Genomic DNA, 23,213 nt, shown 5'->3' on the forward strand with positions numbered 1-23,213 from the left:
TCCTCATGGCTCGGGGTGACATCGAATCGGGAGAAAACACATGAGGGCATGGGTTCTGGCGTTCGCGGCCGTCGCGGCGATCGGCGCGGTCGCCGGATGCAATGACGACACCGTCGTCACCGGCGGAACGCCCGGCGCGAGCGCACCCGCGACCACCCCCTCGGGCGGTAACCCCGCGCCGGGCGGCACTAACGGCTCGCCGAGCACCGTGGCCTCCCCGGTCACCTCCAACCCCAGCCGCGATGACGCGAATGTGGACGCACGCGACTTCCAGCAGGGCGACAAATACTACTTCCAGTCCCCGACCGGAAACATCATGTGCGGCTTCATCAATGAGGGCGCCTTCGGCACCGGCTGCCAACTCGAACACGTCTCGGTGGTGCCCGCCGAACTACCCGACTGCGGCACCCGCGCGGATCGCGCCGTCGCCGCGAACATCACCGGTTCGAAAGCCAAGTTCATCTGTCTCAACCAAGGCGTATTCGTCGGCTCGCCCACCGGTCCCGTCAAGCCCGGCAATAACAAGGGCGGCGGCAAGGTCCTCGAGTACGGCCAAACCATCATCGTGCGCGGCGTCGCCTGCACCTCCACCCAAGCCGGCGTCCGCTGTGACTCCGGCGGCCACGGCTTCCTCATCGCCGCCGATCAGCAACAGCTGTTCTGAGGCAGGCGGTCGCGCGCCCGGGCCGGGCAGGCAGACTGGTCGGCAATGAAACTGCCTGAACTGCCTGATCTCCCTGTGCGCGCGGTGCTCGACGAGGTTGTGGAGACCCTCGCCGAGCATGGGACCGCGGTCTTGGTCGCACCGCCCGGGACCGGTAAGACGACGCTCGTTCCACTGGCCCTGGCCGCCGGGACAAGCGGGCGAGTGGTGGTCGCCGAGCCGCGGCGGCTGGCGGCACGCGCGGCGGCCGGGCGGATGGCGGCGCTGCTGGGCGAGTCCGTCGGGGGGACCGTCGGGTACTCGGTGCGCGGAGATCGACGAGTCGGGCCGGGGACCCGTGTTGAGGTTGTCACCTCAGGGCTCCTGGTGCGCCGCCTACAGAATGACCCGGAACTGGCCGGGGTGGACGTGGTGGTGCTCGATGAATGCCACGAACGGCATCTGGACGCTGACCTGCTGCTGGCTCTACTCCTGGACGCGCGCGCCGGGCTGCGCCCGGATCTGCGGGTCCTGGCCACCTCGGCCACCGTCGCGGCCGATCGGCTGGCCGCACTACTGGGTGGTGCGGGTCCGGCAGTGGAGTTGCTGGGTGGAGTGAGCTCCGCGCCCGGGGCGATCGGTGGTGCGGACCAGGCAGCCGAGGTGGTCGGTAGTGGGGGCGCTGCCCTCGAGTTGGTCGGTGGTGCGGGGCGCGCGCCCATCTTGGAGGTGCACGGCCGGGCTTATCCCGTTGAGATGGAGTACATTTCGGCGCTGCCGAAGGAGCGGGTGGAGGCGCATGTCGCGCGGGTTACGCGGTCGGCGCTGGCCGGATCCGACGGGGATGTGCTGGTTTTCCTGCCCGGTGCGGCCGAGATCCGGCGGGTCGCGGCGCAGCTCTCCGGGCTGACCGATATCGACGTTATGCCCTTGCACGGCAGGCTGTCCGGTGCCGCACAGGATGCCGCGTTGCGTCAGGGCTCGCGCCGCCGCGTCGTATTGTCCACCGCCGTAGCGGAATCCAGCCTCACCGTGCCGGGCGTGCGTGTGGTGGTCGACTCGGGGCTGGCCCGGGTACCCCGTGTCGATCATCGGCGCGGGCTCTCCGGCCTTGCGACCGTGCGGGTTTCGGCCGCCGTGGCCGAACAGCGCGCGGGTCGCGCCGGACGCGAGGCGCCCGGCTGGGCGTGGCGCTGCTGGCCCGAGTACGAGCACGCCACCCTGCCCGCCTATCCGGAGCCGGAGATCCGCACCGCCGATCTCACCCGCCTCGCCCTGGAACTGGCCTGCTGGGGCACCGCCGATGGACAGGGCCTCGGCTGGTGGGATCCACCACCCCCGGGAGCCCTCGCCGCAGGACGAGAAGTGCTGCGCGCCTTGGGGGCCGAGGAATCCGACGGGACCGTCACCGCGCGAGGTCGCCGCATGGCCGCGCTCGGCCTGCACCCCCGCCTCGCCCGCGCCCTGCTCGACGGCGCGGCCGCCGTCGGAGCCCGATCGGCCGCCGAGGTGGTGGCCCTACTGGATGACGACACCATCATCTCCACCGTCGACCTCGTCGCCGGAATCCGCACCCTCCGCGCCGATCCACCCCAGCGCTGGAAACGCGAAGTCGACCGCCTGACCCGCCTGGTCGAGGGGGTCGAAGCCGAATCAACCCGCACGCCGAAGACCAGTAGCAGGCCGGTCGAGAGTGCGGAAGCTGAACCAGCCCGCACGCCGCAGGGCAGTAGCCGCGTGATCGAGGGCGCTGGAACTGGTTCGACCAATAAGCCGAAGGCCGATGGACGAGGGCGTGGCGGGGCGACCGCTGCCTCCTCGCCACGCGCCGCCGATGCCGCATTGTCGGCGCGTGCCACCGATGACCTGGCTCTTGTTGCCGCGCTTGCCTATCCGGAGCGATTGGCACGGCGGCGCGGGCCAGGGTCGCCGAGCTATCTGATGGCCGGTGGTACCGCCGTGTCGTTGCCACCGGGTTCCGGTGTGGGGGAGGCGGAGTGGCTCGCGGTCGCCGGGGCTTCGCGTGATCCCGGCTGCTCCGAAGGGCGGATTCGGTTGGCGGCCATAGCCGATGAGCAACTCGCACGGCAGGCCGCACCGGATCTGGTGGTCACCGCCGATGAGGTCGACTGGGTCGACGGCGATGTGGTGGCCCGGCGGGTCGAGCGGTTGGGCGCGATCATCCTGTCGGAGAAGCCTTTACGGAATCCGGACCGGGTACTGGTGGAGCGGGCGCTGCGGCGCGGTCTGGCCTCGGTCGGACCCGATCTGCTGCGTTGGAATACCGATGCGCTCGCGCTGCGTCAGCGCCTGGACTTCCTGCACCGCACTCTCGGCGCACCCTGGCCCGAGATGAATGATCAAGCGCTACTGGCAGATACGGATAGTTGGCTCGGCCCCGAACTCGCCACCGCCAACCGCCGCGCCGATCTCGAACGCGTCGATGCCGGTCAAGTCCTGCGCCGCCTGCTGCCCTGGCCCGAGGCTGTCCGCTTCGACGAACTCGCCCCCGAACGCCTGGAGGTGCCCTCCGGCAGTCGCGTCCGCATCGACTACTCCGGCGATTTCCCCGTACTGGCCGTGAAGGTCCAGGAGATCTTCGGTTGGGCCGACCTCCCACGCCTGGCGGATGGCCGCACATCCATTCTCCTGCACCTACTTTCACCCGCCCAGCGCCCCATCGCCGTCACCACGGACCTGGCCTCCTTCTGGCGCACCGGCTGGCCCCAGGTCCGCGCCGAACTCCGCGGCCGCTACCCCAAACACGCCTGGCCGGAAGACCCCACCACCGTCCCGGCGCATCGCGGCACCTCCCGCCGCATTCCCCGCGACTGAACGAAGAGCGCACCCCGCCGAGGAGTGGGTGTACGAACTCGGCGGGGTGCGACTCGCGCCGTCAGTCGGCGCGAGGGACCGGGGTGTTGTGCCGGGCGATCGTCCACCAGCGGCCGTTCTCCTTCAGCAGGACGTAGAGCGCCACCATGGCCGGATCCTGGTCCACGAGTTCGTCGGTGGCGGTGGTCGCGCGAGCCACCTTGTGCACCAACGCCATATCGGGTCGCGGGAAGCTGATATCCGCGATGTCGTAGCGGACGAACTGGTCCTTCAGGAATCCCGCGAGTCCGGCCGCTGAGGCCACGCGAACCGCCTCCGCGCCGTACAGCACCGTTCCGACCGCGTTGCCCACGCTGGCGTTCGCGGCGAAATCCGCGGCCATCAGGTTCGGATCGTCGGTGTTGAACGCCTGCTGCGCATTGGCGATCACCTGGGTGATGGCGGCTGTATCCGCGGTGTGATCGACGCCGGTGTCCTCGATGACGGGTGCTGTCGTGGCTGCGGTGCTCATGGTCCACATTTTGGAACCTCAACCAATGTTCAGGTCAAGTCGAGTGGCTGGAGGGTGGGAGTGATCCACCTCACCCATCGAGGGGTTGCCGATATACCCCTAGGGGGTATTAACTCTGATCCGTACGAAAGATCGAAAACGGTTGAGAGGGGCCGGGAAAATGACCACCCACGCACACACAGCAGATCACACCGCACACGCGGCGCACGACCCCCACGCCGGACACCACGCGCAACCGGAGCATGCGGATCATGCCGCGCATGGCGACCATGCCGCGCACGCTGACCACACAGCTCATGGTGCGGTCGCGACCCAGGATCCGCACGCGGGGCATGACGCTCACGCGGGCCATGCCGCCGGGCGCGGCACGCATGCGGGCCACGACGCTCACGCCGGTCATGACGCTCACGCCGGACACGGTGGCGGATTGCCGGGCGGCCTGCAGATCAGCCAGGACGGTTACACCCTCGAGCTGGCCGAAACCATCCTGACCGCAGGCGAATTCGAGTTCCGCTTCCGGATTCTCGGCCCCGAGGGCGAACCGGTCACCGAGTACACGTCACTGCACGACCGCGACCTGCACCTCATCGTGGTGCAGCGGGAGCTGACCGGGTTCTGGCATGTACACCCCGAGCTGGCCGCGGACGGCACCTGGGCCGTGCGCCTGAATCTTCCTGCGGCGGGGGCATATCGGGCCTTCACCGATATCGCGCCGACCGCGCTGGGCAAGACCATCACCCTCGGAGCCGACTTCGCCATCGCGGGCGATTACGCGCCGCAGCCCACCCCGGAACCCGCGCGCACCGCCGCGGTCGACGGTTACGAGGTCACCCTCGACGGCGATCTGGTCTCCGGCGAAGGCCGCCTGCTCACCCTCACCGTGCGCAAGGACGGCAACCCGGTCGCGGATCTGCAGCCCTACCTCGCCGCCTACGGGCACCTGGTGATCCTGCGCGCCGGTGATCTGGCCTACGTCCACGTGCACCCCAATGGCGAGCCCGGCGATGGCGTCACCGCCGCCGGTCCCGAGATCACCTTCCACACCGTTGTCCCCGGTCCCGGCACCTACCGGCTCTTCCTCGATTTCAAGCACGGCGACACCGTGCGCACCGCGCCGTTCACCCTCACCACCCGCTGACTACCGCGCCGGACCTGCCCGCGCCCCAGCCGCACCGATGCGGTTGGGGCGCAGCGCGTTCACAGCCAACTCCCAGGCGAGCTGAAGCGCGGGCACATCGGGGCCGCTTAGGCTCCGCGAGTCCGAGCAGGTGAAGAGCGGTTTTTACGGGAGGGTGTCCGGCATGACGGCGGTTGATCGCCGGTGTCTGGCTCACCCGCCGAGTCGCCCGCACCGATCGGGTGCGCGCGGGGCTGGTGCTGTGGGGCGGTTGGCTGCTCGTCACCGCGGCGGTGCTCAGCTATATGAGCCGATCCTTCCACTCGTACTACTCGGTCATGCTGGCCCCGCCGATCGCCGCGCTCATCGGCATCGGCGCGACCCAACTGTGGCAGCGGCGCGATCAGATGGCTGCCCGCGCAACACTTTCGGTCATGATCCCGGTCACCGGGGCATGGACGTTCGCGCTGCTCGACCGCACCTCCAACTGGCTGCAATGGCTGCGCTGGAGCATTCTCGCCCTCTCGATAGTCTCCGCCGTACTGGTGCTGGGAATGCCGCGCCTACGCCGCTACAGCCTCGTAATCGGTGCTGTCGCATTGGTTTCCGCGCTGGTCGGACCCACCGTGTACGCGATGGAGACTGCCGTGCAGCCGCATTCGGGTGGCAGCCCGATCGCAGGTCCGGCCCGCCCTTCACACGGTGGTCGGAATCGCGGTGGCACCACCGATGATTCGACGATCGACGACCTCATCACCTCGGCCGACACCCGTTGGGCCGCAGCCGCGGTGGTGCCTCCGATGTGAGCGCGATCGAATTGCGCACCGGCGCACCACTACTGGCCATCGGCGGCTTCAGCGGCCGGGATGAGTCTCCGACCCTGGAGCGGTTCCAGACCTATGTCGCCGTTCATCAGGTCGGCCACGACCTGGTGCGTCAGCGCCGGAACCGCAACGGCCGGGATGGTCCGGTGCAGAACGATCCCGCGCAGAACGACGGGAACGGTAAGGGCGCGAACAACCAGAACGGCCCGGGTCAGGGCGGCCGAGATGACTCGGCGCAGTCGACCTCCGCGCAGATCACCGCCTGGGTCCGAGTCAACTATCCGATGACCTTGCTGGGCAATATGGAGATCTACCACCTCGACGGCTGACAGCGACCCCCCGTGCCGCGAAAAAGCTTAGAGTTGCGGTCGGAAGCCACGGGGGTGCGGTCGTGAGGAGTTCGGCGATGGCCGAGGTGCGCGCACAGCTGGGTCTGCTGGGCCCGGTGCGGCTCACCATCGACGGTGTTCCGCAGCAGCTCGGCGGCCCGAAACAGCGCGCGGTGCTGGCTTATCTCGCGATCAACGCGAACAGACCGGTCTCGGTGGACGCGCTGGCCGCGGCGGTCTGGGAGGAGAACGCCCCGCCGGATGTGCGGGTCAGCCTGCACGCCATCGTCTCCAACCTGCGAAAACCGCTGCGCGACGGTGGAATCGACGCGCGCACCATGCTTCAGCACATGGGCACCGGCTACCGGATCGTGGTCGATGACGCCGCCTGCGATGTGTTCCGCTTCCGCACCCGCCGCGAGGTCGGCCTGCGCGCCGTGGCCGCCGGTCGCTTCGCCGCGGCGACCGCGGCGCTCTCCGAGGCGCTCGCCCAGTGGCGTGGTCCGGTCCTGTCCGACCTGCGCGGACTCGGATTCGCCGACGCCTACGCCGTCGCCCTCGACGATGAACGTCTCGGTGTGATCGAGGCCCGCGCCGAGGCCGATATCGCACAGGGCCGCGCCGAATCCGTCACCGCCGAACTCGCGCTGCTGGTGCGCGACCATCCGCTGCGCGAATCCCTCTGGGAACAGCTGATCACCGCGCTCTATCCGGCCGGACGCCAATCCGACGCCCTCGATGCCGCGCGGCGACTGCGCGGCACGCTCGCCGAGGAGCTCGGTATCGATCCCGGATATCGGATTCGCGATCTGGAGGCGCGCATTCTGCGTCAGGATCCACTGACGGTCGGTGTGGTCGCGGCCGCCTCCGCCACCCGTGCCACCACCATCGTGGACCGCAGTTGGCATGAGCCGCAGGCGATTCTGCGTGATCGGGACGGCAATGCGTACCCCATCGGCGGCACCGTCACCCGCATCGGCAGGCTCTCCGACAATGACATCGCGCTGGCGGACGGCCGGGTGAGCCGCCATCACGCGCTCATAGTCGACAACGGCATGGCCTATGTGCTCAAGGATCTGCACTCGTCCAATGGCGTCTTCGTCGACGGCGTCCGCGTGGTGGACAGCGCGATCCTCGCCGACGGTGTCCGAGTGCGAATCGGCGATACCGAGTTCACCTTCGTGCTGGTGCACGGCCGGTAGCGCGAAACACGCTGTGCACAGCGCCTATTCGTTCTCCTCCGGTATGGCGAAGAAGCGCACGGCCATGTGGCGCGCATCAGCGGGGGCATCCGCGCCGCGCGCGTAGCTGTGCTCGGCGACCAGTTTCATGTACTCCGTCATGAACGTCCGCACCTGATCGGCGGTCATATAGCAGCCGTGCCGCTGCACCTGTGCCCAGCCCTGCGGGCCGCGCCATTGTTTGTTGGCGCTGATGTAAAGGTCGATATCGCGTCCGACCTTCAGCTGGGCAAGGTGTTCGGCCGCGGCGCGCTCGGCGGGTTCCATGGTCGCCGGATCCGGCGTGGTGTGGCTGAAAGGTAGTGCGCGCCACCAGCGTTCCCGGCCGCGGGACTTCTCCGGGATCTCCTCGATCAGTTTCAGATCGGCGAGTTTGCGCAGGTGATAGCTGGTGGTGCCGGTGCTCTCGCCGAGCAGCTCGGCCAGGGTCGTCGAGTTCACCTCGCCGTGCACGCCGAGCTGCTGCAGGATGCGGGAGCGCAGCGGGTGGGCCAGCGTTCGGTAGAGGGCGGTGCGCTCACCGCTGGTCATATTGTCGGCGGCCCGTTCGGTCATGGCCCGAATTTAGCAGAGATCTCTTTGCAAAGAAGTGTTTGCAGAAATCTCTTTGCAATCGTACTGTGGCGACATGCGAACGAATCTCCTGGAACGTGCGCCGAATACCTCACTGCGGCAGTGGGTTACGTGGATCCTCGGCGGGGCTGCGGTAGTCCTCGTGCCGTGGACCGTGCTCCTGGCGGCAACCCTGCCGAATGAAACCCACGTGCAGAACTGGGCACTGGCCTGGATCGGACTCGACCTGCTGTTGACCGGCGGCTGCTTCCTCACTGCCCTCTGCGCGAGTCGCGGCGACGAGCGGGTGCGTATCGCCGCCTCGGCCACCGCGACCATGGCGGTGCTCGATGCCTGGTTCGACCTCACCACGGCTCGCCCCGGTGCGGATTTCACCCAGGCGGTGGCCTGCGCGGTGGTGGAATTGGGATTGGCGGGGTTGTGCGCCCATCTGGCTCTGGGGCGCCGTGACGGGTGAGGCGTGACGGCGGTTCTGAAACGTGTTCTAGACAATCCGTGTCATTTGTCTTACCGTCGATTCATGAGTTCAATGGCGTCTCAGGAAGTCCGGTTCGAGTTGATGTCGGGGGAGACCTGGCGCGACCCCTGGCCCACCTACGCGGCCCTGCGCGATAACGATCCCGTGCACCGGGTCGTCCCCGCCGACCGCGAAACGGACGACTTCTACGTGCTGTCCCGGCACGAGGATGTGTACGCCGCCGCGCGCGACCCCGAAACCTACTCCTCGGCAGCCGGATTGACCGTGGACTACATGAGCCTCGAGGCCGCGGGCATTCCGATTCGCCCGTTCGTCTTCATGGACCCGCCCGAACACACCGACTTCCGCCGCCGCGTCGCGGGCGGATTCACTCCGCGCCAGGTGAATTCGGTCGAACCCGCGGTGCGTTCCTTTGTGGTGGAGCGCCTGGAGCGACTGCGTGCGGCCGGATCCGGCGATATCGTCGCCGAACTCTTCAAACCCCTGCCGACCATGGTGGTCGCGCACTATCTCGGTGTGCCCGAGGCGGATCGCGACCGCTTCGACGAATGGACGTACGCCATCGTCGGCGGTGCGGTGGACGGCGCCAAGATCGCCGCGGGTGGCGAATTGCCTTCGGCCCTGGGCGAAATGGTCGGCTACTTCGCCGAACTCATCGCCCGCCGCCGCGCCGAACCCGGCGACGACACCATCTCGCACCTGCTCGCCTCCGGACTCGGCGAGGACGGCGACAATGAGGGCATCCTGGCCATTCTCGGCTTCGCCTTCACCATGATCACCGGCGGAAACGACACCACCACGGGCAATCTCGGCGGTGCGGTGCAGCTGCTGCACCAGTACCCGGAACAGCGGCGACTGCTCGCCGAACACCCCGAGCTCATTCCCGAGGCGGTGGAGGAGTTCCTGCGGATGACCTCACCGGTACAGGGTCTGGCCCGCGCCGTCACCCGCGATGTGGAGCTGCACGACACCATCATTCCCGCCGGGCGCAAGGTGCTGCTGCTCTACGGCTCCGCCAACCGCGATGAACGCGAATTCGGCCCCACTGCAGGGGAACTCGACGTCCGCCGCAATCCCAAGCGCATCATGACCTTCAGCCACGGCCACCACCACTGCCTCGGTGCGGCCGCCGCCCGCATGCAGGCCCGGGTGGCCCTGGAGGAGCTGCTGACCCGCTGCCCCGACTTCGGCGTCGACCTCGAGAATGTCATCTGGTCCAACGGCAACTACGTGCGCTGGCCCATGAGCGTCCCCTTCCAGGCGGTCGGCTGATGATCACCCCGCGCTCGGTGCGGCGGATTCGGGCGCGCCGGTAGGGTCGGGCGGATGCGTGACGGGCGGAGGGAGACAGTATGAGCCGGGACTGGTTGTCCGATGATCGGGCCGACCTGGCCGCCGAGCGCATCCTCGATGCCGCCGCGGCGCTCTTCGCCGAGCGCGGGGTGACCGCGGTCGGAATGGGCGATATCGCCAAGGCGGCGGGTTGCTCACGCGCCACGCTCTATCGGTACTTCGAGAATCGGCAGGCCGTACGGCTGGCCTTCGTACACCGCGAAACCCGGCGCATCGCGGCGCATGTCGTACATCAGGTGCGCGATATCGCCGATCCGGGCGAGCGGATCGTGGCCGCCATGCTCGCGGCCGTGCACGAGGTCCGCGCCGAACCGCTGCTCATCGCCTGGTTCCGGCCCGGCGAGGCCGGTGCGGCCGGACGCATCAGCCAGGACTCCGAGGTCATCGAATCCATTGCGGCGGGCCTGTTCACACCGACCGATCTCACCGATCCCGAGCGCAGCAGGCTCGCCCGCTGGCTCACCAGAATTATCGTCTCGCTGCTGTCCGCACCCGGCCGGGACGACGCGGAGGAGCGCGCCATGCTCGATGAGTTCGTCGCCCCGATCATCAGCCGCGCCTTCGCCCGAGTTACGGATCCCGGCCCGAAACGCGCCGGGATGACGGGTGGGGTCGTCGAGACCGCTGGGTAAGGTTATCGCCCGTGTCCGCTCCAGAATCGCTCGCCGAAGTCCGCACCCGTATCGATGCTCTCGACGGGGAGTTGATTCGACTGCTGGCCGAACGGCAGCGGCTGGTACGCGCGGCGGCCGGTTTCAAGAAGGATGAGCAGGCCGTGCGCGCACCGGATCGGGTCGAGCAGGTGGTGGCGCTGGCCAAAACCCGTGCCACTGCGGCGGGGCTGGAACCCGCTGTGGCAGAAGCGGTCTGGCGCGCCATGATCGGGGCCTTCATCAACCTCGAACTCGACACGCACGCCGATATCGCTCGAGGCTGACGAATCGACCGCGACGGATTCGCCGAACCGGGCGATCAGTGCGTGGCGCGATACCCGGTGCGATGACCGTAGATGCCCTCGGCGAGCATGGCGGCCATATCGGAGACAGCCGCGCGACCCGACTTCATGGGCATGGCGTGGAAGACATGCCATAGCTTGCGGTACTCGCGATGACGCAGTGGCACACCGGCTTTCGCGGCTTTATCGGCCAGACGGCGGCCATCCCCGGAGAGTGGATCATCGGTGGCCGAGTGCAGCACCATCGGCGGCAATCCCGTGATGTCCTGATACAGCGGCGATATGGCGCGGCGCTCATCGGCCGGTACGCCCGGCAGATATCCGTCCAGGCACTTAGCGATGACCGCGGGGGTGAGCAGCGGTTCGCGAGTGGGACCGCCGTGGAAGGCCGCCGAATCCGGTGAGAAGTCGATCAGCGGGCAGATCATGCCCAGCACCGCCGGAGCGGGCAGTCCGGCATCGCGAATGCGCAGCCCGAGCTCCAGCGTGAGGCCACCGCCCGCCGAATCTCCCGCCACCGCAATACGTTCGGCGGGAATACCGCTATCCAGCAGTGCCCGATACGCGGCCTCGGCATCGTCGATCGGCGCGGGATGGGGATGCTCGGGCGCGAGCCGGTAGTCGAGGGCGTAGACGGCGGTCCGCATATCCAATGCGAGCGGTCCGGTGAGCGGTCGCATCATCTTCGGACTGCCCATGACGAATCCGCCGCCGTGCAGGTAGAGCACCGCCGCATCGGTGGGAGCCGCAGGGGGAGTGAGGATTTCGACCGGCAGGCCCGCGAGACTGTCCTGTGTCACCTTCACCTCGCGCGGTGCGCTGGACGCGGTGGTGCTCAGTGCCGCCCGGCGACGCACCTCCACCCAGTCGGGTGCCGCGCCGAACCACCAGGCGCCGACGGCGCGGGACATCAGTCGGGTGAGCGAAATCAGCATGGCGCGTTCACTTTCCGCTCGTGGCGTGTCGGTTCAACCGGTAGTCGACCGGATCGGGTTGGCGGCGGATGCGCTTTTCGTACTGTCCGGGACTCCACGGCCACAGCTCCGGCATCCCGTCCTTACCCAGGTACCAGCTCCGGCAGCCGGTGGTCCACACCGTGCTCGGCGCGGCAGCCCGCATCATCGCGTTGTACCGGTCGGTGGCGGCATGCGTCGGCGCCACTGTCTCGAATTCCCCTGCGCGCCAACGCTGCAACCAACCGACTATACGTGCGGACTGCGCCTCGGCGACCGCGGTCAGCGGATGATTGGCGAAGGGGCTGTGCGGTCCGACCAGCATGAACAGATTCGGGAAGTCCGGCATCATGATGCCCTCGTAGGCGCGCGGTCCGTCGGCCCACGCCTGATCCAGGGTGTGGCCGCCGGTCCCGGTGATCGCCATCGGCCGCATATACGCGTGCGAGTCGAATCCCGTTGCCAGCACCAGGATATCGAGCTCGTGCAGCTCGCCGTCGGCGGTTACCACCCCGGTATCCCGCACATGGTCGATACCGCTGGTCACCAGCTCCACATCCGGCCGCTGCACCATGGCGTAGAAGCGGTCCGAGACCACCAGGCGCTTGCACATGGCCTGATAGTCCGGCGTGAGCTTGCGCCGCAGGTCCGGATCCTTGACCGAGCGTAGATTGCGCGCCACCACCCACTGGATGAACGATCGCATCCGACCCTGATGCACCAGTCCCTGCGAGAACGCGGCGAAGAACCCGCGATTGAGATGATAAGCGGCAGAGCCGAGTACGGGCAGTCGCTGGTAGACCTGCTTGGTCACCTCGCGATACCGCTTGTTGACCGTCGGCAGAATCCACTGCGGAGTCCGCTGGAACATAACGACTTTCGGAACCTTCCCGGCGAGCTCACTCACCAGTTGTGTTCCGGTGGATCCGGTGCCGATCACGCCGACCCGTTTCCCGGTCAATTCGACACCGTGATCCCAGCGCGAGGAATGCATGATGGTCCCGCCGAAATCGTCGAGCCCGGCGATATCGGGCCGCTTGGGATGATGCAGGAATCCCGTTGCGCACAAAACGAAGTCGAAGCGCTCCACCGCGCCGTCGGAGGTGGTGACCCGCCAGGCGCTGTCCTCGAACTCCGCACCGGTCACCTCCACGCCGAATCTGGTGTGCGCGGGCAGGCCGTGCTCGCGCGCCACCCCGACCAGGTAGTTCTTGATCTCCGGTCCGGCCGAATACAGTTGGGACCATTCGGGATTCATGGCGAAGGTGAACTGGTAGTACCGCGAGGGCACATCGCAGGTGAGGCCCGGGTAGGTGTTGTCGCGCCACGTACCGCCATAGTCGAGGGCCTTCTCGAAGACGGTGAAATTCCGGAATCCGGCTCGCTGCAATGCCACGCCCACGCAGATGCCGGAGATTCCGGCGCCCACGACGGCGATACGCGGTTCGCTCATGTGACGGCAGCCTAGGTTCGGGCCTCGTCGCCGGGAAGAGTTTTCGGGAAATTCGGTAGACATTCCGTCATTCGGTAGACGCGCTGTAAAGCGAGTGTTACCGTGTGCCCCAGATCACAAGCTCGAGCCAAGGATGAAGTATGCGAGCACTCCAGTGGACCGGCCCCGAGAAAGTCGCGGTCAACGACATTCCGGTCCCCGATATCGGGCCCAATGACCTGCTGCTGCGGGTCGGCGCGGCGGGTGTCTGCCACTCGGACGTGACCCTGGTGAACTTCCCGTACCAGCTGCGCGAGGATCCGCTGACCCTCGGCCACGAGATCGCGGGCACCATCGAGGCCGTCGGCTCGCATGTGAACGGTCGCGAGGTCGGCGAACGCGGCCTCGTCTACCTCTTCTGGACCTGCGGCGTCTGCCGCGAATGCGTCAGCGGCAATGAGAACGTCTGTATCGCGGCCGGACGCGTCGCCATGCCGCCCACCCCCGGCCTCACCATCGAGGGCGGTATGGCCGAGTACGTGCGCATCCCCGCCACCGCTTTCATACCCATCGGCGACCTGGACTTCCTACAGGCCGCCCCGGTGGCCGATGCCGCGCTCACCGCCTACCACTCCATTCGTGGCGCGCGAGATGTGTTGCGCCCCGGCGGAACCGCCGTCGCCATCGGTATCGGCGGGCTCGGTCACGTGGCCGTCCAGATCCTCCAGGCCATCACCGGCGTGCGTGTCATTGCCGTGGATGTCACCCAGGACAAACTCGACCTCGCCGCCAAATGCGGTGCGGACCTTGGCATTCTGTCCAGCGAGGACACCTCGAAGCAGATTCTGGAACTCACCGGCGGTCGCGGCGCGGAGGCCGTCTTCGACTTCGTCGGCATCGACGCCACCGCCAAGATGTCCGTCGAGAGCGTCGCACCCAATGGCGCGTACCGCATGATCGGCATCGGCGGCGGCACCCCGCCCGATATCAACTCCGGCCCCGCCGGTGGCCCCGGCCTACCCTGGGGCGCGACGGTCCGAAAGTCCCTGGGCGGCACCAGATCCGACCTCTACGACTGCGTCGGCCTGGCCCAAGCGGGCAAGCTCCACATCGAAATCGAACGCTTCGACCTCAACGACGGCCCGGAAGCCCTGCACCGCTTGGACAAGGGGCAGATCCAAGGACGCGCGGTACTCGTCCCCTGATCGTCCGGAGGATTTCAGCTTTGTCAACGCAGCCCGGTGAGGCGGCGCTCCAGCCACGCGCGCGTCTCGACGGTCGGCGCGTGGTCCAGGAGCTTGCGCTGCGCGCCGGGCGTCAGGTGTGCCAGTAGTGGTGTGAGTCGTTGCCGCCCGGGCCAGCTCACCAGGTACCGCACGGTACCGAGCAGGGCGACCGCGGCGGCCGTCTCCACCGCGCGGGCGAAATCCGCGGGGTGCTCCTGATCCAGGAATTGTGCCGGAACCGCCTCGTGCGTCGGATATCCCGAGGGGCTGCCGGTGCCGGATGCGTACCAGGTGAGTAGTCGCGCGATTCGATCGATCGCGTCCGGGTAAGCGGACAGCAAGCGGTCCCGGACCTCGGCCAACTCCGGTTCGAGCAGGGGGACACCGCGATCGGTGGTCTCCAGGAACATGGCGGTGAACGAAGCGATCGACTCCGGAATATCGGCGATCCAACGGCGGCGGGCGCGCAGGGCGGCATCGGCTCGGCGCTGCGATTCCCGGAATTCGCGCAGCGGCCAGGTGATGCCCCGCACCGCCAGCCACTCCAGCGAGAGTGCGCTGTCCACCAGGATGGCGTCGTCACGCCAGCCGCCCCAGCGCGCGGCATCGTCCCAGCGCACCGAGTGGCCGTGGTGCAGGGTCACTCCGGTGAGTTCGCGACCGGAGGTATCGAGGAAGACCAGGGAGACATCGCCGAAGCACATACAGGACGAACCGGGCTCGGCGGTGACCCGCAGCGCCTCGCGCAGCGCCTGCACGGCAACCGGATCCCGCTCCACCAGCAGTGCCTTGGAATCGCCCCGCATCTCGCGAATCTGCACCGCGCGGGCGGCGGCGAGCACGCGGTCGAGAGCCGTCCGATCACCCCCGCTCGGGTCATCCCCGTACTCCATACCAAACCCTAACGGGACCGGCCGGTTCTGGGCGAGAAGTCATTCGCACTGCAATCGGGCGAATGTTGTCCGTCCAGTTGCTGAACTGGTTCGTACCAGTGGGTGATACGGTTCGGTGTGACGCCGACAACTCAGATCTCGCCCCGAGATCGAGAGCACCGACCGGGGCAGGACCAGGGTTTCTGTCTGCCGGTCGCATGCGAAGGCGAAAGAACCTGGTGCCGGACCTAATCCGTCCAGCGCCAACTGCATTGTTGCCGAGAAGCCAGACATAGGAGACACAGTGGCGATATCGGACCCCCAGCCGAGTCCGGTCGGGAAGCTGTCCCGCCGCGACAGCGGGTTGTTCCGCACCAAGTCCGTCGAACAGTCCATCCGCGACACCGACGAACCCGATGCCAAACTCCGCAAAGACCTCACCTCGTGGGACCTGACCATCTTCGGCGTAGCCGTCGTGGTCGGCGCGGGCATCTTCACCCTCACCGCGCGCACCGCCGGCAACCTCGCCGGACCCGCGGTCTCACTGGCCTTCGTCTTCGCCGCCGTGGCCTGCGGACTCGCCGCCCTCTGCTACGCCGAATTCGCCTCCACCCTGCCGGTGGCCGGTAGCGCGTACACCTTCTCCTACGCCACCTTCGGCGAGCTCATCGCCTGGATCATCGGCTGGGACCTCATCCTGGAATTCGCCCTCGGCACCTCCGTGGTCGCCAAGGGCTGGTCGCAGTACCTGGGCGTGGTCATGGGCGGACGGCAGCCCATCTGGCACTTCGGCTCGATCAAATTCGATTGGGGCGCAGTACTACTCATCGCCATCCTGGCGGTGCTGCTGGCCCTGGGCACCAAGCTCTCTTCGCGCGTCTCGGCCGTCGCGGTGGCCATCAAGCTCGCCGTCATCGCCCTGGTGGTCGTGGTCGGCGCCACCTACTTCAAGGCCAGCAATCTGAAGCCGTTCATTCCGGAGTCCGTCCCCAACAGCGGTGACAGCACCGGCAAACTGCATCAGACGCTGTTCCAGCTCGTCACCGGTGGCGGCCACAGCAGCTTCGGCTGGTACGGCCTGCTCGCCGCGGCCAGCATCGTATTCTTCGCCTTCATCGGCTTCGACGTGGTCGCCACCGCCGCCGAGGAGACCAAGGACCCGCAGCGCAATGTGCCGCGCGGCATCCTCGGCTCATTGGCCATCGTCACCGTGCTGTACGTCGCGGTCTCGCTGGTGCTCACCGGCATGGTCTCCTACAAGGACCTGCAGGGCGATGACGCCACCCTCGCCACCGCCTTCGCCATCAATGGCGTCACCTGGGCCAAGAACATCATCTCCATCGGCGCGCTGGCCGGTCTGACCACCGTCGTCATGGTGCTGTTCCTGGGGCAGACCCGCGTGCTGTTCGCCATGGCCCGCGACGGACTCATGCCGCGCAAGCTGGCCAAGACCGGGCCCAAGGGCACGCCGGTGCGCATCACCATGATCGTCGGCGTCATCTGCGCGGTGCTGGCCGGATTCGTCGACTTCGGCACCCTGGAAGAGATGGTCAATATCGGCACGCTCTTCGCATTCGTGCTGGTCTCCATCGGCGTCGTGGTCCTGCGCCGCACCCGTCCGGACCTGCCGCGCGGCTTCCGCGTTCCGCTGGTGCCGTTCGTGCCGATCCTGTCCGTCATCGCCTGCGCCTGGCTCATGTTCAACCTCTCGGTGGAGACCTGGCTGCGGTTCATCATCTGGATGGCGCTGGGCTTCATCGTCTACTTCGCCTACGGCCGCAGGCACTCCCTGCTCGGCAAGGCGAATGCCGGGCAATAACTGAACGGTCGCTCGAGTTCGCTGCGGGTGGTGTGTCGTCACGGCATGACCTGGAGGGATGGGGTGTAATTGCTCTCATTAGTGAGAGTTACGCCACAAGTTCCGCCCTGTCAGCACCACCTCAGCATTCGAGAGGAACCGATCGTGAGCATGCTCCTCGCCACCGTGCACGAGACCTACACGACCGTGGTCGCGCAGATCGGCAATCCGACACCGGAGACACCGCCGGTGGCGGACAAGCTGATGAAACTGGTTCGCTACTTCACCTGGTTCACCATGCTCTCGGGCGTCACCGCCATCACCTACGGCGGCGGCCGCTTCGCCTGGGAGAAGTGGAGCGGCGGCGGGCTCGAATCACCGAAGATGGTGGCGGGAGCCATGATCGGCGGCGCCACCGCCACCAGCGCCGGCACGATCATGAATACGGTCATCGGCAGCTGATATCGGCTGCTGCGGAAAAACCCAACGGGTGCACCGGAATACGGTGCGCCCGTTGCCGGTTTTCGACTAGCTCTGGCCGAGCATGGTGTTCATCTCGTTGATCTCGGCCTGCTGACCGGTCATGATGGCCTGTGCCATCGCCTTGGATTCGGCATTGTTGCCGCTTGCCAATTCGGTATTCGCCATATCGATCGCGCCCCTGTGATGCTCGATCATCATCTGCATCCACTGCCGGTCGAACTCCGTGCCGGAGAGCTTCTCCAGGGACGACATCTGATCGGCGGACATCATGCCCCCCATGCCCTCGTGCCCCATGGTGGTACTCGGCGCGCCCTTGCCGAAAGCCTGCAGCAGCGAGGTGATCTGCTGCATCTCCGGAGTCTGCGCCTGCTCCACATTCTTTGCGAGCGTGAGCAATTGCTGATTCTGCGAACGTGACGGCACCAGCTTCGCCATCTCCACGGCCTGCGCGTGATGCGGGTACATCATCTGCAGGAAGGTGATATCGGCGGCATTGAAATCGGTGCGGGTGGCGGGCTGCGCCGAGGTGCCGTGGTCCATTCCGGGCATGGCGGCGGCGGTGCTGCTCGCGGGGGTCGTGGCGGAGCTGGACGAATCGTTGCCGCTACAGCCCGCGGCGATGAGCGCGACCGCGGCGGTACCGGCGACGACGGCGAGCTTGATACGGCTGATGGTGAACATGCTTGAACTCCTTGGCAATTGTGGATGAACTGAGAATGGGCACGCGAAAACCCGCGCCCGCGTGGGAAATACGCGTCGCGGTGCGCCCATCAGATCCGCAGAATCGCCAATTCGGCCAGGGAGAGCACCGTCCACGGTGGTGGACGGGCACGGTGTGCGCGCGATTGCCGCACCTTTGTCGCGGCGGTCTCGCGCTGCCGTAGGCCGAACCAGCCCAGTAGTGCCAAACCCATACCGAGCAGCAGGGCGGTCAATACGAAGAGGCAGCCGTGCATTCCGGCATGGCCATCGCATTCACCACCGGCGCAGCCCGGCATGGTCTGTTCGTGAGTCGAGACCATCGCGGCGGTGACAGCGGTATCCGAGCCCGGATGACTCATCTCGTGCATCGAATCGGAACCGCTCATACCGAAGACCACCGCGTGCATGATCGCGACTCCGGCAAGCAGGGTGAACAGGCCGAATGCCCGGGTCAACCGGGTTCGAAGGGCCTGTTGTTCCACCACCCCGGCCATTCTAGTGCGAGCCTGTTCGGTCTATGCGATACCCCCGCCTGGTATCGATTCATGGCGCGCCCGGGATCGCGCTGCCGAGAGGATTACCGGGTCGCCCGGTAGCCTGGCGCCGTGTCACAGCGCGAACTGGTCATTTTGGGAACAGCCAGTCAAGTACCGACCAAACAGCGCAACCACAATGGATATCTGCTGCGCTGGGATGGCGAAGGACTGCTCTTCGATCCGGGGGAGGGCACCCAGCGGCAGATGATCTACGCCGGGGTGTCGGCGACCGATCTCACCCGCATCGGGATTACGCATTTCCACGGTGACCACAGCCTCGGGCTCGCGGGGGTGGTGCAGCGCATCAGCCTGGACAAGGTGCCGCATCCGGTCGACGTGTACTACCCGGCCTCGGGGGAGCGGTATTTCCAGCGGCTGTGCACCTCCACCGCCTACCACCAGACCGGTGAACTGCGACCGCATCCGATCGACGCGGCGGGTGAACTGGACGCGCCGGGAGCGCCTTTCACACTGCGCACCGCACCGCTCTCGCACCCGGTCGAGGCCTTCGGTTACCGCCTCACCGAAGCCGACGGCCGGCGCATCGTGCCGGAGCGGCTGCGCGAACTCGGCCTCTCGGGACCGGTGGTCGGGCGATTGCAGCGCGACGGCGAGGTCGAGTTCGACGGCCGCACCATCTATCTGGACGAAGTCAGCGAATTACGGCGCGGGCAGAGCTTCGCGTTCATCATGGATACCCGCCTGTGCGATGGTGTGCACGAGCTGGCGGCGGGGGTGGACATGCTGGTCATCGAGGCCACCTTCGTCGATGCTGATACCCATCTGGCCACCGAATTCGGGCATCTCACCGCCGGGCAGGCGGGCGAAGTGGCGGCCCGCGCCGGTGCGCGGACCCTGGTGCTCACCCATTTCTCCCAGCGCTATCGCTCACTCGACGAGCATCTGGCCGAGGCGCGCAAGGAGTTCGACGGGGAGATCGTGGTGGCCGAGGACCTCATGCGAATTCCGGTGCCGCCCCGCCGCTGAGCGGGTGGCCGGAAGTCGCAGGGGTGCGAGGACGGCGGGGGCATTTCCCAGGGCGGGGGGCGCGGGCATGATGGGTCGTATGGATGCGCACGAGGAACTCATCGCTCTTGCCGACAGGTACTGGGACACCATGCTGGAGAATGCACCCAGTGAGGCAACTCTGTTGGGGGACAGGCGATTCGACGATCGTATCGAGGATCTCTCCGAGGCGGCCGAGCAGCGGCTGCTGGGCACGTGGCGGGAGTTGATCGCCGCGGTCGACGCCCTCGACCCGGAGCGGTTGACCGCCGAGGACCGCATCACCCGCAGCCTGCTGCGCACCGAATTGGTCTCCGCCGCCGCGCATCTGGAGTGGCGGCCGATGGAGATGGCATCCGATCAGATGACGGGCGTGCACGCGGGCATGCTCACCATGGCCCCGCAGCTCAACGCGCCGGAGCCGGAGAACGCGTTGCGGCTGGTCCAGCGCTACCGGCAGTTCGGTGTGCTGATGGATCAGGCCGTGCAGCGCTTCCACGCCGGGCTGGCCGCCGGGCGCACGCCGGCGCGCATCACCATCGAGCGTTCGCTCAATCAGCTCGACGGCTATCTGGCCTCCGATATCGCCACCGACCCGTTCGCCGTCTTCCCCGGTCCCGCGAACTGGAATGGTGAAAAGGCTTGGCGCGCAGAACTGGCCGAGGTGGTGCGCGAGGTCGTTCGCCCCGCCTTCGCCGCCTACCGCAAGGTGCTGGCCGAGGAGCTGCTGCCGGTGGCCCGCCCGGATGAGCAGCCGGGTCTGTGCTGGCTCGGTGACGACGGCGTGGATATCTACCGCCGTCTGCTGCGCCACCACACCACGCTGCCCGATCTGGGCGCGGATGAGATCCATCAGCTCGGTCTGGACGAATTGGCCGGGCTGCGAGCCGAATACGCGGAGATCGGCGAACGGCTGTTCGGACTGACCGACCTGGGCGAGATCTTCGCCCGCCTGCGTGAGGACTCCGCGCTGCGCTACGGCGATGGTGAGGAGATCATGGTCGATGCCCGTGCCTGCCTGGCCGCCGCGCAGCAGGCCATGGGCGAGTGGTTCGGCCGCCTGCCGGTGCAGTCCTGCGACATTCTGCCGGTCCCGGAATTTCTCGCCGCCGATGCGCCCGCGGCCTACTACTTCCCGCCCGCTGCGGATGGTTCCCGTCCCGGCGCGTACTACGTCAACCTGCATGATCCCAAGGGCCGCAACAGGTATGAGACCGCCTCGGTCGCCTACCACGAGGCGATTCCCGGCCATCACCTCCAGCTCACCATCGCCAATGAGCTCGATCATCTCCCGCGCTTCCAGCGCATGTCCTTCGCGAATACCGCCTTCGTCGAGGGCTGGGCCCTCTACACCGAACGCCTGGCCGACGAAATGGGTTTGTACCCGGACGATCTCACCCGCATCGGCATGCTCGCCGCCGATTCCTGGCGCTCCTGCCGCCTGGTGGTCGACACCGGCCTGCACGCCAAAGGCTGGACCCGTCAACAGGCCATCGACTTCATGGTCGCCAACGCCCCGGTGAGTGTGGAGGAGATCCGCACCGAGGTGGACCGCTATATCGCCATGCCCGGCCAGGCGGTGGCCTACAAGGTCGGCCAATTGGAGATCCGCCGCCAGCGCGCCGCCGCCCAGGAGCGGCTCGGTGCGGACTTCGACATCAAGAAATTCCACGATGTCGTGCTGGGCTCCGGCTCCGTAAGTCTGCCCGTACTACGGGAACTCGCAGGATCGCTCTGACCCTGCGCCGGTCGCGAGCCGCCACCGCAGAGGCGGCTCGCGACCCTTCCGTCGCCGATCCGGAATAGCTGGGCGGGTTCTGTGTTCGACTCAATTGTTGAGTTGAGCTAACGAAAGGGGTTGCCGGTGACGGCCACCGAATCGGCCTCGGGTATTGGACTGCGTTCTGAACGAGGGCCGGTGCTGGCGGCCATCATGCTGGCGACCTCACTGGTGGCACTCGATTCGACGGTGATCGCCACCGCGGTCTTGACCATCACCGATCAGCTGGGTGGGTTCTCCCAGTTCCCCTGGCTGTTCAGCATCTATCTGCTGGCGCAGGCGGTGACCGTGCCGATCTACGGCAAACTCGCCGATATGGTGGGCCGAAAGCCGGTGATGCTCTTCGGAATCGCGGTATTCGCGTTCGGCTCCCTGCTGTGCGGGCTCGCCACCAGCATGCTCGGGCTGATCATCTTCCGCGCCGTACAGGGTATCGGCGCGGGCGCGGTGGGGCCGATGGCCATCACCATCGCGGGCGATATCTACACCGTGCAGGAGCGAGCCAAGGTGCAGGCGTACCTGGCCAGCGTATGGGCCGCCTCCTCGGTGCTCGGACCGCTACTGGGCGGAGTGTTCTCCGAATACGTCAGCTGGCGCTGGATCTTCCTGGTGAACCTGCCGCTCTCGGTCGTGGCCGCCTGGATGATTCTGCGCGAGTTCACCGAAAGCGCTCCGCGGCAAAAGCATCGGATCGACTATCTGGGCGCGCTACTGCTCACCATCGGCGCGGGCGGACTCATCCTGGCGCTGATCGAGGGCGGCCAGGCATGGGCCTGGACCTCACCGGCGAGCATCGGGCTGTTCGCGGGCGGCGTCGTGGTGCTGTTCCTATTCGGCCTGGTGGAGCGCAAGGCCGCGAATCCGATTCTGCCGCTGTGGGTTTTCACCCGCCGTATTCTCGTGGCCAGCAGTCTGGTCTCCCTGCTGGTCGGCGCGGTACTGCTCGGACTCACCTCCTATGTGCCGACCTTCGCCCAGGGCGTGCTCGGCACCGGTGCGCTGATCGCCGGTCTCACCGTCGGCGCGCTCACCCTGGGCTGGCCGCTCTCGGCCTCCCAAGCCGGAAAGGTGTATCTGCGCATAGGTTTCCGCGCCACCTCCGTCATCGGCAGTGTGCTGGCCGCCGTCGGCGCGGCCACCCTGCTACTGGTGAACGAGGATTCGACCCTGCTACAGGTGGCACTGGGCTGCTTCGTGGTCGGCACCGGTATGGGCCTGGTGGCCAGCCCGACCCTCATTGCCGCTCAGTCCAGTGCCGAATGGTCCGAGCGCGGTGTGGTCACCTCCACCAATATGTTCGCCCGTTCCCTGGGCAGCGCCCTCGGTGTCGCGGTCTTCGGTGCACTGGTGAACTCGCGGGTCGGCAGCACCGATCATCCGGCCCCGCAAGACCTCTCGCCCGCCATCCATCTGGTGTTCCTCGGCGTGGCGGCAATGGCGGTGGTGATGATCGCCGCGGCCGCCATGATGCCGAAGAACTGATCGCAATCGCTGCTCACCGGCTGCGCGCAACCCCCGTTGACCGGTGCGCGCAACGCCCGGGCTACCGCTTCGTCGCCGGGAAACC

The 23,213-nt window shown here is 67.2% G+C and carries 24 protein-coding genes; 16 read left to right on the forward strand and 8 right to left on the reverse strand.

The features are described 5' to 3' along the window. Window positions 1–40 precede the first annotated feature (40 nt). Window positions 41–664, forward strand: coding sequence for a hypothetical protein (locus OHB26_RS16595; RefSeq protein ID WP_330185056.1), 624 nt, complete (start codon window positions 41–43; stop codon window positions 662–664). A gap of 45 nt (window positions 665–709) precedes the next feature. Continuing rightward, window positions 710–3,478, forward strand: a complete 2,769-nt coding sequence (locus tag OHB26_RS16600; RefSeq protein WP_330185057.1) for an ATP-dependent RNA helicase — start codon at window positions 710–712, stop codon at window positions 3,476–3,478. Between the two features lie 61 nt (window positions 3,479–3,539). On the opposite strand, the gene OHB26_RS16605 is transcribed toward OHB26_RS16600, so the two are convergent. Both OHB26_RS16605 and OHB26_RS16610 read right to left on the reverse strand, forming a co-directional pair. Next, window positions 3,540–3,989, reverse strand: coding sequence for an SgcJ/EcaC family oxidoreductase (locus OHB26_RS16605; RefSeq protein WP_330185058.1), 450 nt, complete (start codon window positions 3,987–3,989; stop codon window positions 3,540–3,542). A 109-nt stretch (window positions 3,990–4,098) separates the two neighbouring features. Beyond that, window positions 4,099–4,398 carry a hypothetical protein gene (locus OHB26_RS16610; protein ID WP_330185059.1) on the reverse strand — a complete coding sequence of 100 codons (300 nt, stop codon included), beginning with the start codon at window positions 4,396–4,398 and terminating at the stop codon, window positions 4,099–4,101. Between the two features lie 18 nt (window positions 4,399–4,416). Here OHB26_RS16610 and OHB26_RS16615 point away from each other — a divergent pair, with 18 nt between their 5' ends. The 4 genes from OHB26_RS16615 (at window position 4,417) to OHB26_RS16630 (ending at window position 7,461) form a co-directional block, all read left to right on the forward strand. Next, window positions 4,417–5,127 (forward strand): hypothetical protein, encoded by a 711-nt coding sequence (locus OHB26_RS16615; protein WP_330185060.1) that lies wholly within the window; start codon window positions 4,417–4,419, stop codon window positions 5,125–5,127. Window positions 5,128–5,300: 173 nt separating this feature from the next. After that, a complete protein-coding gene (locus OHB26_RS16620; protein ID WP_330185061.1) occupies window positions 5,301–5,912 on the forward strand; it encodes a hypothetical protein in 612 nt (203 codons plus the stop codon). Continuing rightward, on the forward strand, window positions 5,909–6,259 hold the full coding sequence (locus tag OHB26_RS16625) for a hypothetical protein (RefSeq protein WP_330185062.1): 351 nt from the start codon (window positions 5,909–5,911) through the stop codon (window positions 6,257–6,259). Before OHB26_RS16620 ends, OHB26_RS16625 begins: the two co-directional genes overlap by 4 nt. Before the next feature lie 77 nt (window positions 6,260–6,336). Beyond that, window positions 6,337–7,461 (forward strand): BTAD domain-containing putative transcriptional regulator, encoded by a 1,125-nt coding sequence (locus OHB26_RS16630; protein ID WP_330185063.1) that lies wholly within the window; start codon window positions 6,337–6,339, stop codon window positions 7,459–7,461. A gap of 24 nt (window positions 7,462–7,485) precedes the next feature. On the opposite strand, the gene OHB26_RS16635 is transcribed toward OHB26_RS16630, so the two are convergent. Beyond that, a complete protein-coding gene (locus OHB26_RS16635; RefSeq protein WP_330185064.1) occupies window positions 7,486–8,055 on the reverse strand; it encodes an ArsR/SmtB family transcription factor in 570 nt (189 codons plus the stop codon). Window positions 8,056–8,128: 73 nt separating this feature from the next. Between OHB26_RS16635 and OHB26_RS16640 the strand changes: the two genes are divergently transcribed. The 4 genes from OHB26_RS16640 (at window position 8,129) to OHB26_RS16655 (ending at window position 10,841) form a co-directional block, all read left to right on the forward strand. Beyond that, window positions 8,129–8,530: a hypothetical protein gene (locus OHB26_RS16640; RefSeq protein WP_330185065.1), complete on the forward strand. Its 402-nt coding sequence runs from the start codon at window positions 8,129–8,131 to the stop codon at window positions 8,528–8,530. Between the two features lie 63 nt (window positions 8,531–8,593). Continuing rightward, window positions 8,594–9,823 carry a cytochrome P450 gene (locus OHB26_RS16645; protein WP_330185066.1) on the forward strand — a complete coding sequence of 410 codons (1,230 nt, stop codon included), beginning with the start codon at window positions 8,594–8,596 and terminating at the stop codon, window positions 9,821–9,823. Between the two features lie 80 nt (window positions 9,824–9,903). Next, window positions 9,904–10,536 (forward strand): TetR/AcrR family transcriptional regulator, encoded by a 633-nt coding sequence (locus OHB26_RS16650; RefSeq protein WP_330185067.1) that lies wholly within the window; start codon window positions 9,904–9,906, stop codon window positions 10,534–10,536. Window positions 10,537–10,547: 11 nt separating this feature from the next. Then, window positions 10,548–10,841: a chorismate mutase gene (locus tag OHB26_RS16655; RefSeq protein WP_330185068.1), complete on the forward strand. Its 294-nt coding sequence runs from the start codon at window positions 10,548–10,550 to the stop codon at window positions 10,839–10,841. 35 nt (window positions 10,842–10,876) lie between these two features. Here OHB26_RS16655 and OHB26_RS16660 read toward each other — a convergent pair whose 3' ends face one another. Both OHB26_RS16660 and OHB26_RS16665 read right to left on the reverse strand, forming a co-directional pair. After that, window positions 10,877–11,794 (reverse strand): alpha/beta hydrolase, encoded by a 918-nt coding sequence (locus OHB26_RS16660; protein WP_330185069.1) that lies wholly within the window; start codon window positions 11,792–11,794, stop codon window positions 10,877–10,879. A gap of 7 nt (window positions 11,795–11,801) precedes the next feature. Then, entirely contained in the window at window positions 11,802–13,265 is a 1,464-nt protein-coding gene (locus OHB26_RS16665; protein WP_330185070.1) for a flavin-containing monooxygenase, read from the reverse strand. 140 nt (window positions 13,266–13,405) lie between these two features. On the opposite strand from OHB26_RS16665, the gene OHB26_RS16670 reads away from it, so the two are divergent. Next, window positions 13,406–14,449, forward strand: coding sequence for an NAD(P)-dependent alcohol dehydrogenase (locus OHB26_RS16670; RefSeq protein ID WP_330185071.1), 1,044 nt, complete (start codon window positions 13,406–13,408; stop codon window positions 14,447–14,449). Window positions 14,450–14,472: 23 nt separating this feature from the next. Here the strand turns inward: OHB26_RS16670 and OHB26_RS16675 are convergent, their stop codons facing one another. Continuing rightward, the gene (locus OHB26_RS16675; protein ID WP_330185072.1) at window positions 14,473–15,363 is read right to left on the reverse strand and encodes a hypothetical protein; all 891 of its coding nucleotides are present in this window, start codon (window positions 15,361–15,363) and stop codon (window positions 14,473–14,475) included. A 283-nt stretch (window positions 15,364–15,646) separates the two neighbouring features. Between OHB26_RS16675 and OHB26_RS16680 the strand changes: the two genes are divergently transcribed. Together OHB26_RS16680 and OHB26_RS16685 are read left to right on the forward strand one after the other, a co-directional pair. Next, on the forward strand, window positions 15,647–17,161 hold the full coding sequence (locus OHB26_RS16680) for an amino acid permease (protein WP_442942961.1): 1,515 nt from the start codon (window positions 15,647–15,649) through the stop codon (window positions 17,159–17,161). 150 nt (window positions 17,162–17,311) lie between these two features. After that, window positions 17,312–17,602 carry a hypothetical protein gene (locus tag OHB26_RS16685; RefSeq protein ID WP_153804144.1) on the forward strand — a complete coding sequence of 97 codons (291 nt, stop codon included), beginning with the start codon at window positions 17,312–17,314 and terminating at the stop codon, window positions 17,600–17,602. A gap of 66 nt (window positions 17,603–17,668) precedes the next feature. Here OHB26_RS16685 and OHB26_RS16690 read toward each other — a convergent pair whose 3' ends face one another. Further along, window positions 17,669–18,304 (reverse strand): DUF305 domain-containing protein, encoded by a 636-nt coding sequence (locus tag OHB26_RS16690; RefSeq protein ID WP_330185073.1) that lies wholly within the window; start codon window positions 18,302–18,304, stop codon window positions 17,669–17,671. A gap of 89 nt (window positions 18,305–18,393) precedes the next feature. Further along, entirely contained in the window at window positions 18,394–18,810 is a 417-nt protein-coding gene (locus tag OHB26_RS16695) for a DUF6153 family protein (protein ID WP_330185074.1), read from the reverse strand. 120 nt (window positions 18,811–18,930) lie between these two features. On the opposite strand from OHB26_RS16695, the gene OHB26_RS16700 reads away from it, so the two are divergent. The 3 genes from OHB26_RS16700 to OHB26_RS16710 all read left to right on the forward strand — a co-directional run bounded on the left by OHB26_RS16700 (window position 18,931) and on the right by OHB26_RS16710 (window position 23,128). Then, window positions 18,931–19,848 carry a ribonuclease Z gene (locus tag OHB26_RS16700; RefSeq protein WP_330185075.1) on the forward strand — a complete coding sequence of 306 codons (918 nt, stop codon included), beginning with the start codon at window positions 18,931–18,933 and terminating at the stop codon, window positions 19,846–19,848. A gap of 79 nt (window positions 19,849–19,927) precedes the next feature. Then, complete coding sequence (locus OHB26_RS16705) at window positions 19,928–21,604, forward strand: DUF885 domain-containing protein (protein WP_330185076.1); 1,677 nt, start codon at window positions 19,928–19,930, stop codon at window positions 21,602–21,604. Window positions 21,605–21,730: 126 nt separating this feature from the next. After that, complete coding sequence (locus OHB26_RS16710) at window positions 21,731–23,128, forward strand: MDR family MFS transporter (RefSeq protein ID WP_330185077.1); 1,398 nt, start codon at window positions 21,731–21,733, stop codon at window positions 23,126–23,128. The last annotated feature ends 85 nt before the right edge of the window (window positions 23,129–23,213 follow it).

Source organism: Nocardia sp. NBC_01503, from assembly GCF_036327755.1.
GTDB lineage: Bacteria > Actinomycetota > Actinomycetes > Mycobacteriales > Mycobacteriaceae > Nocardia.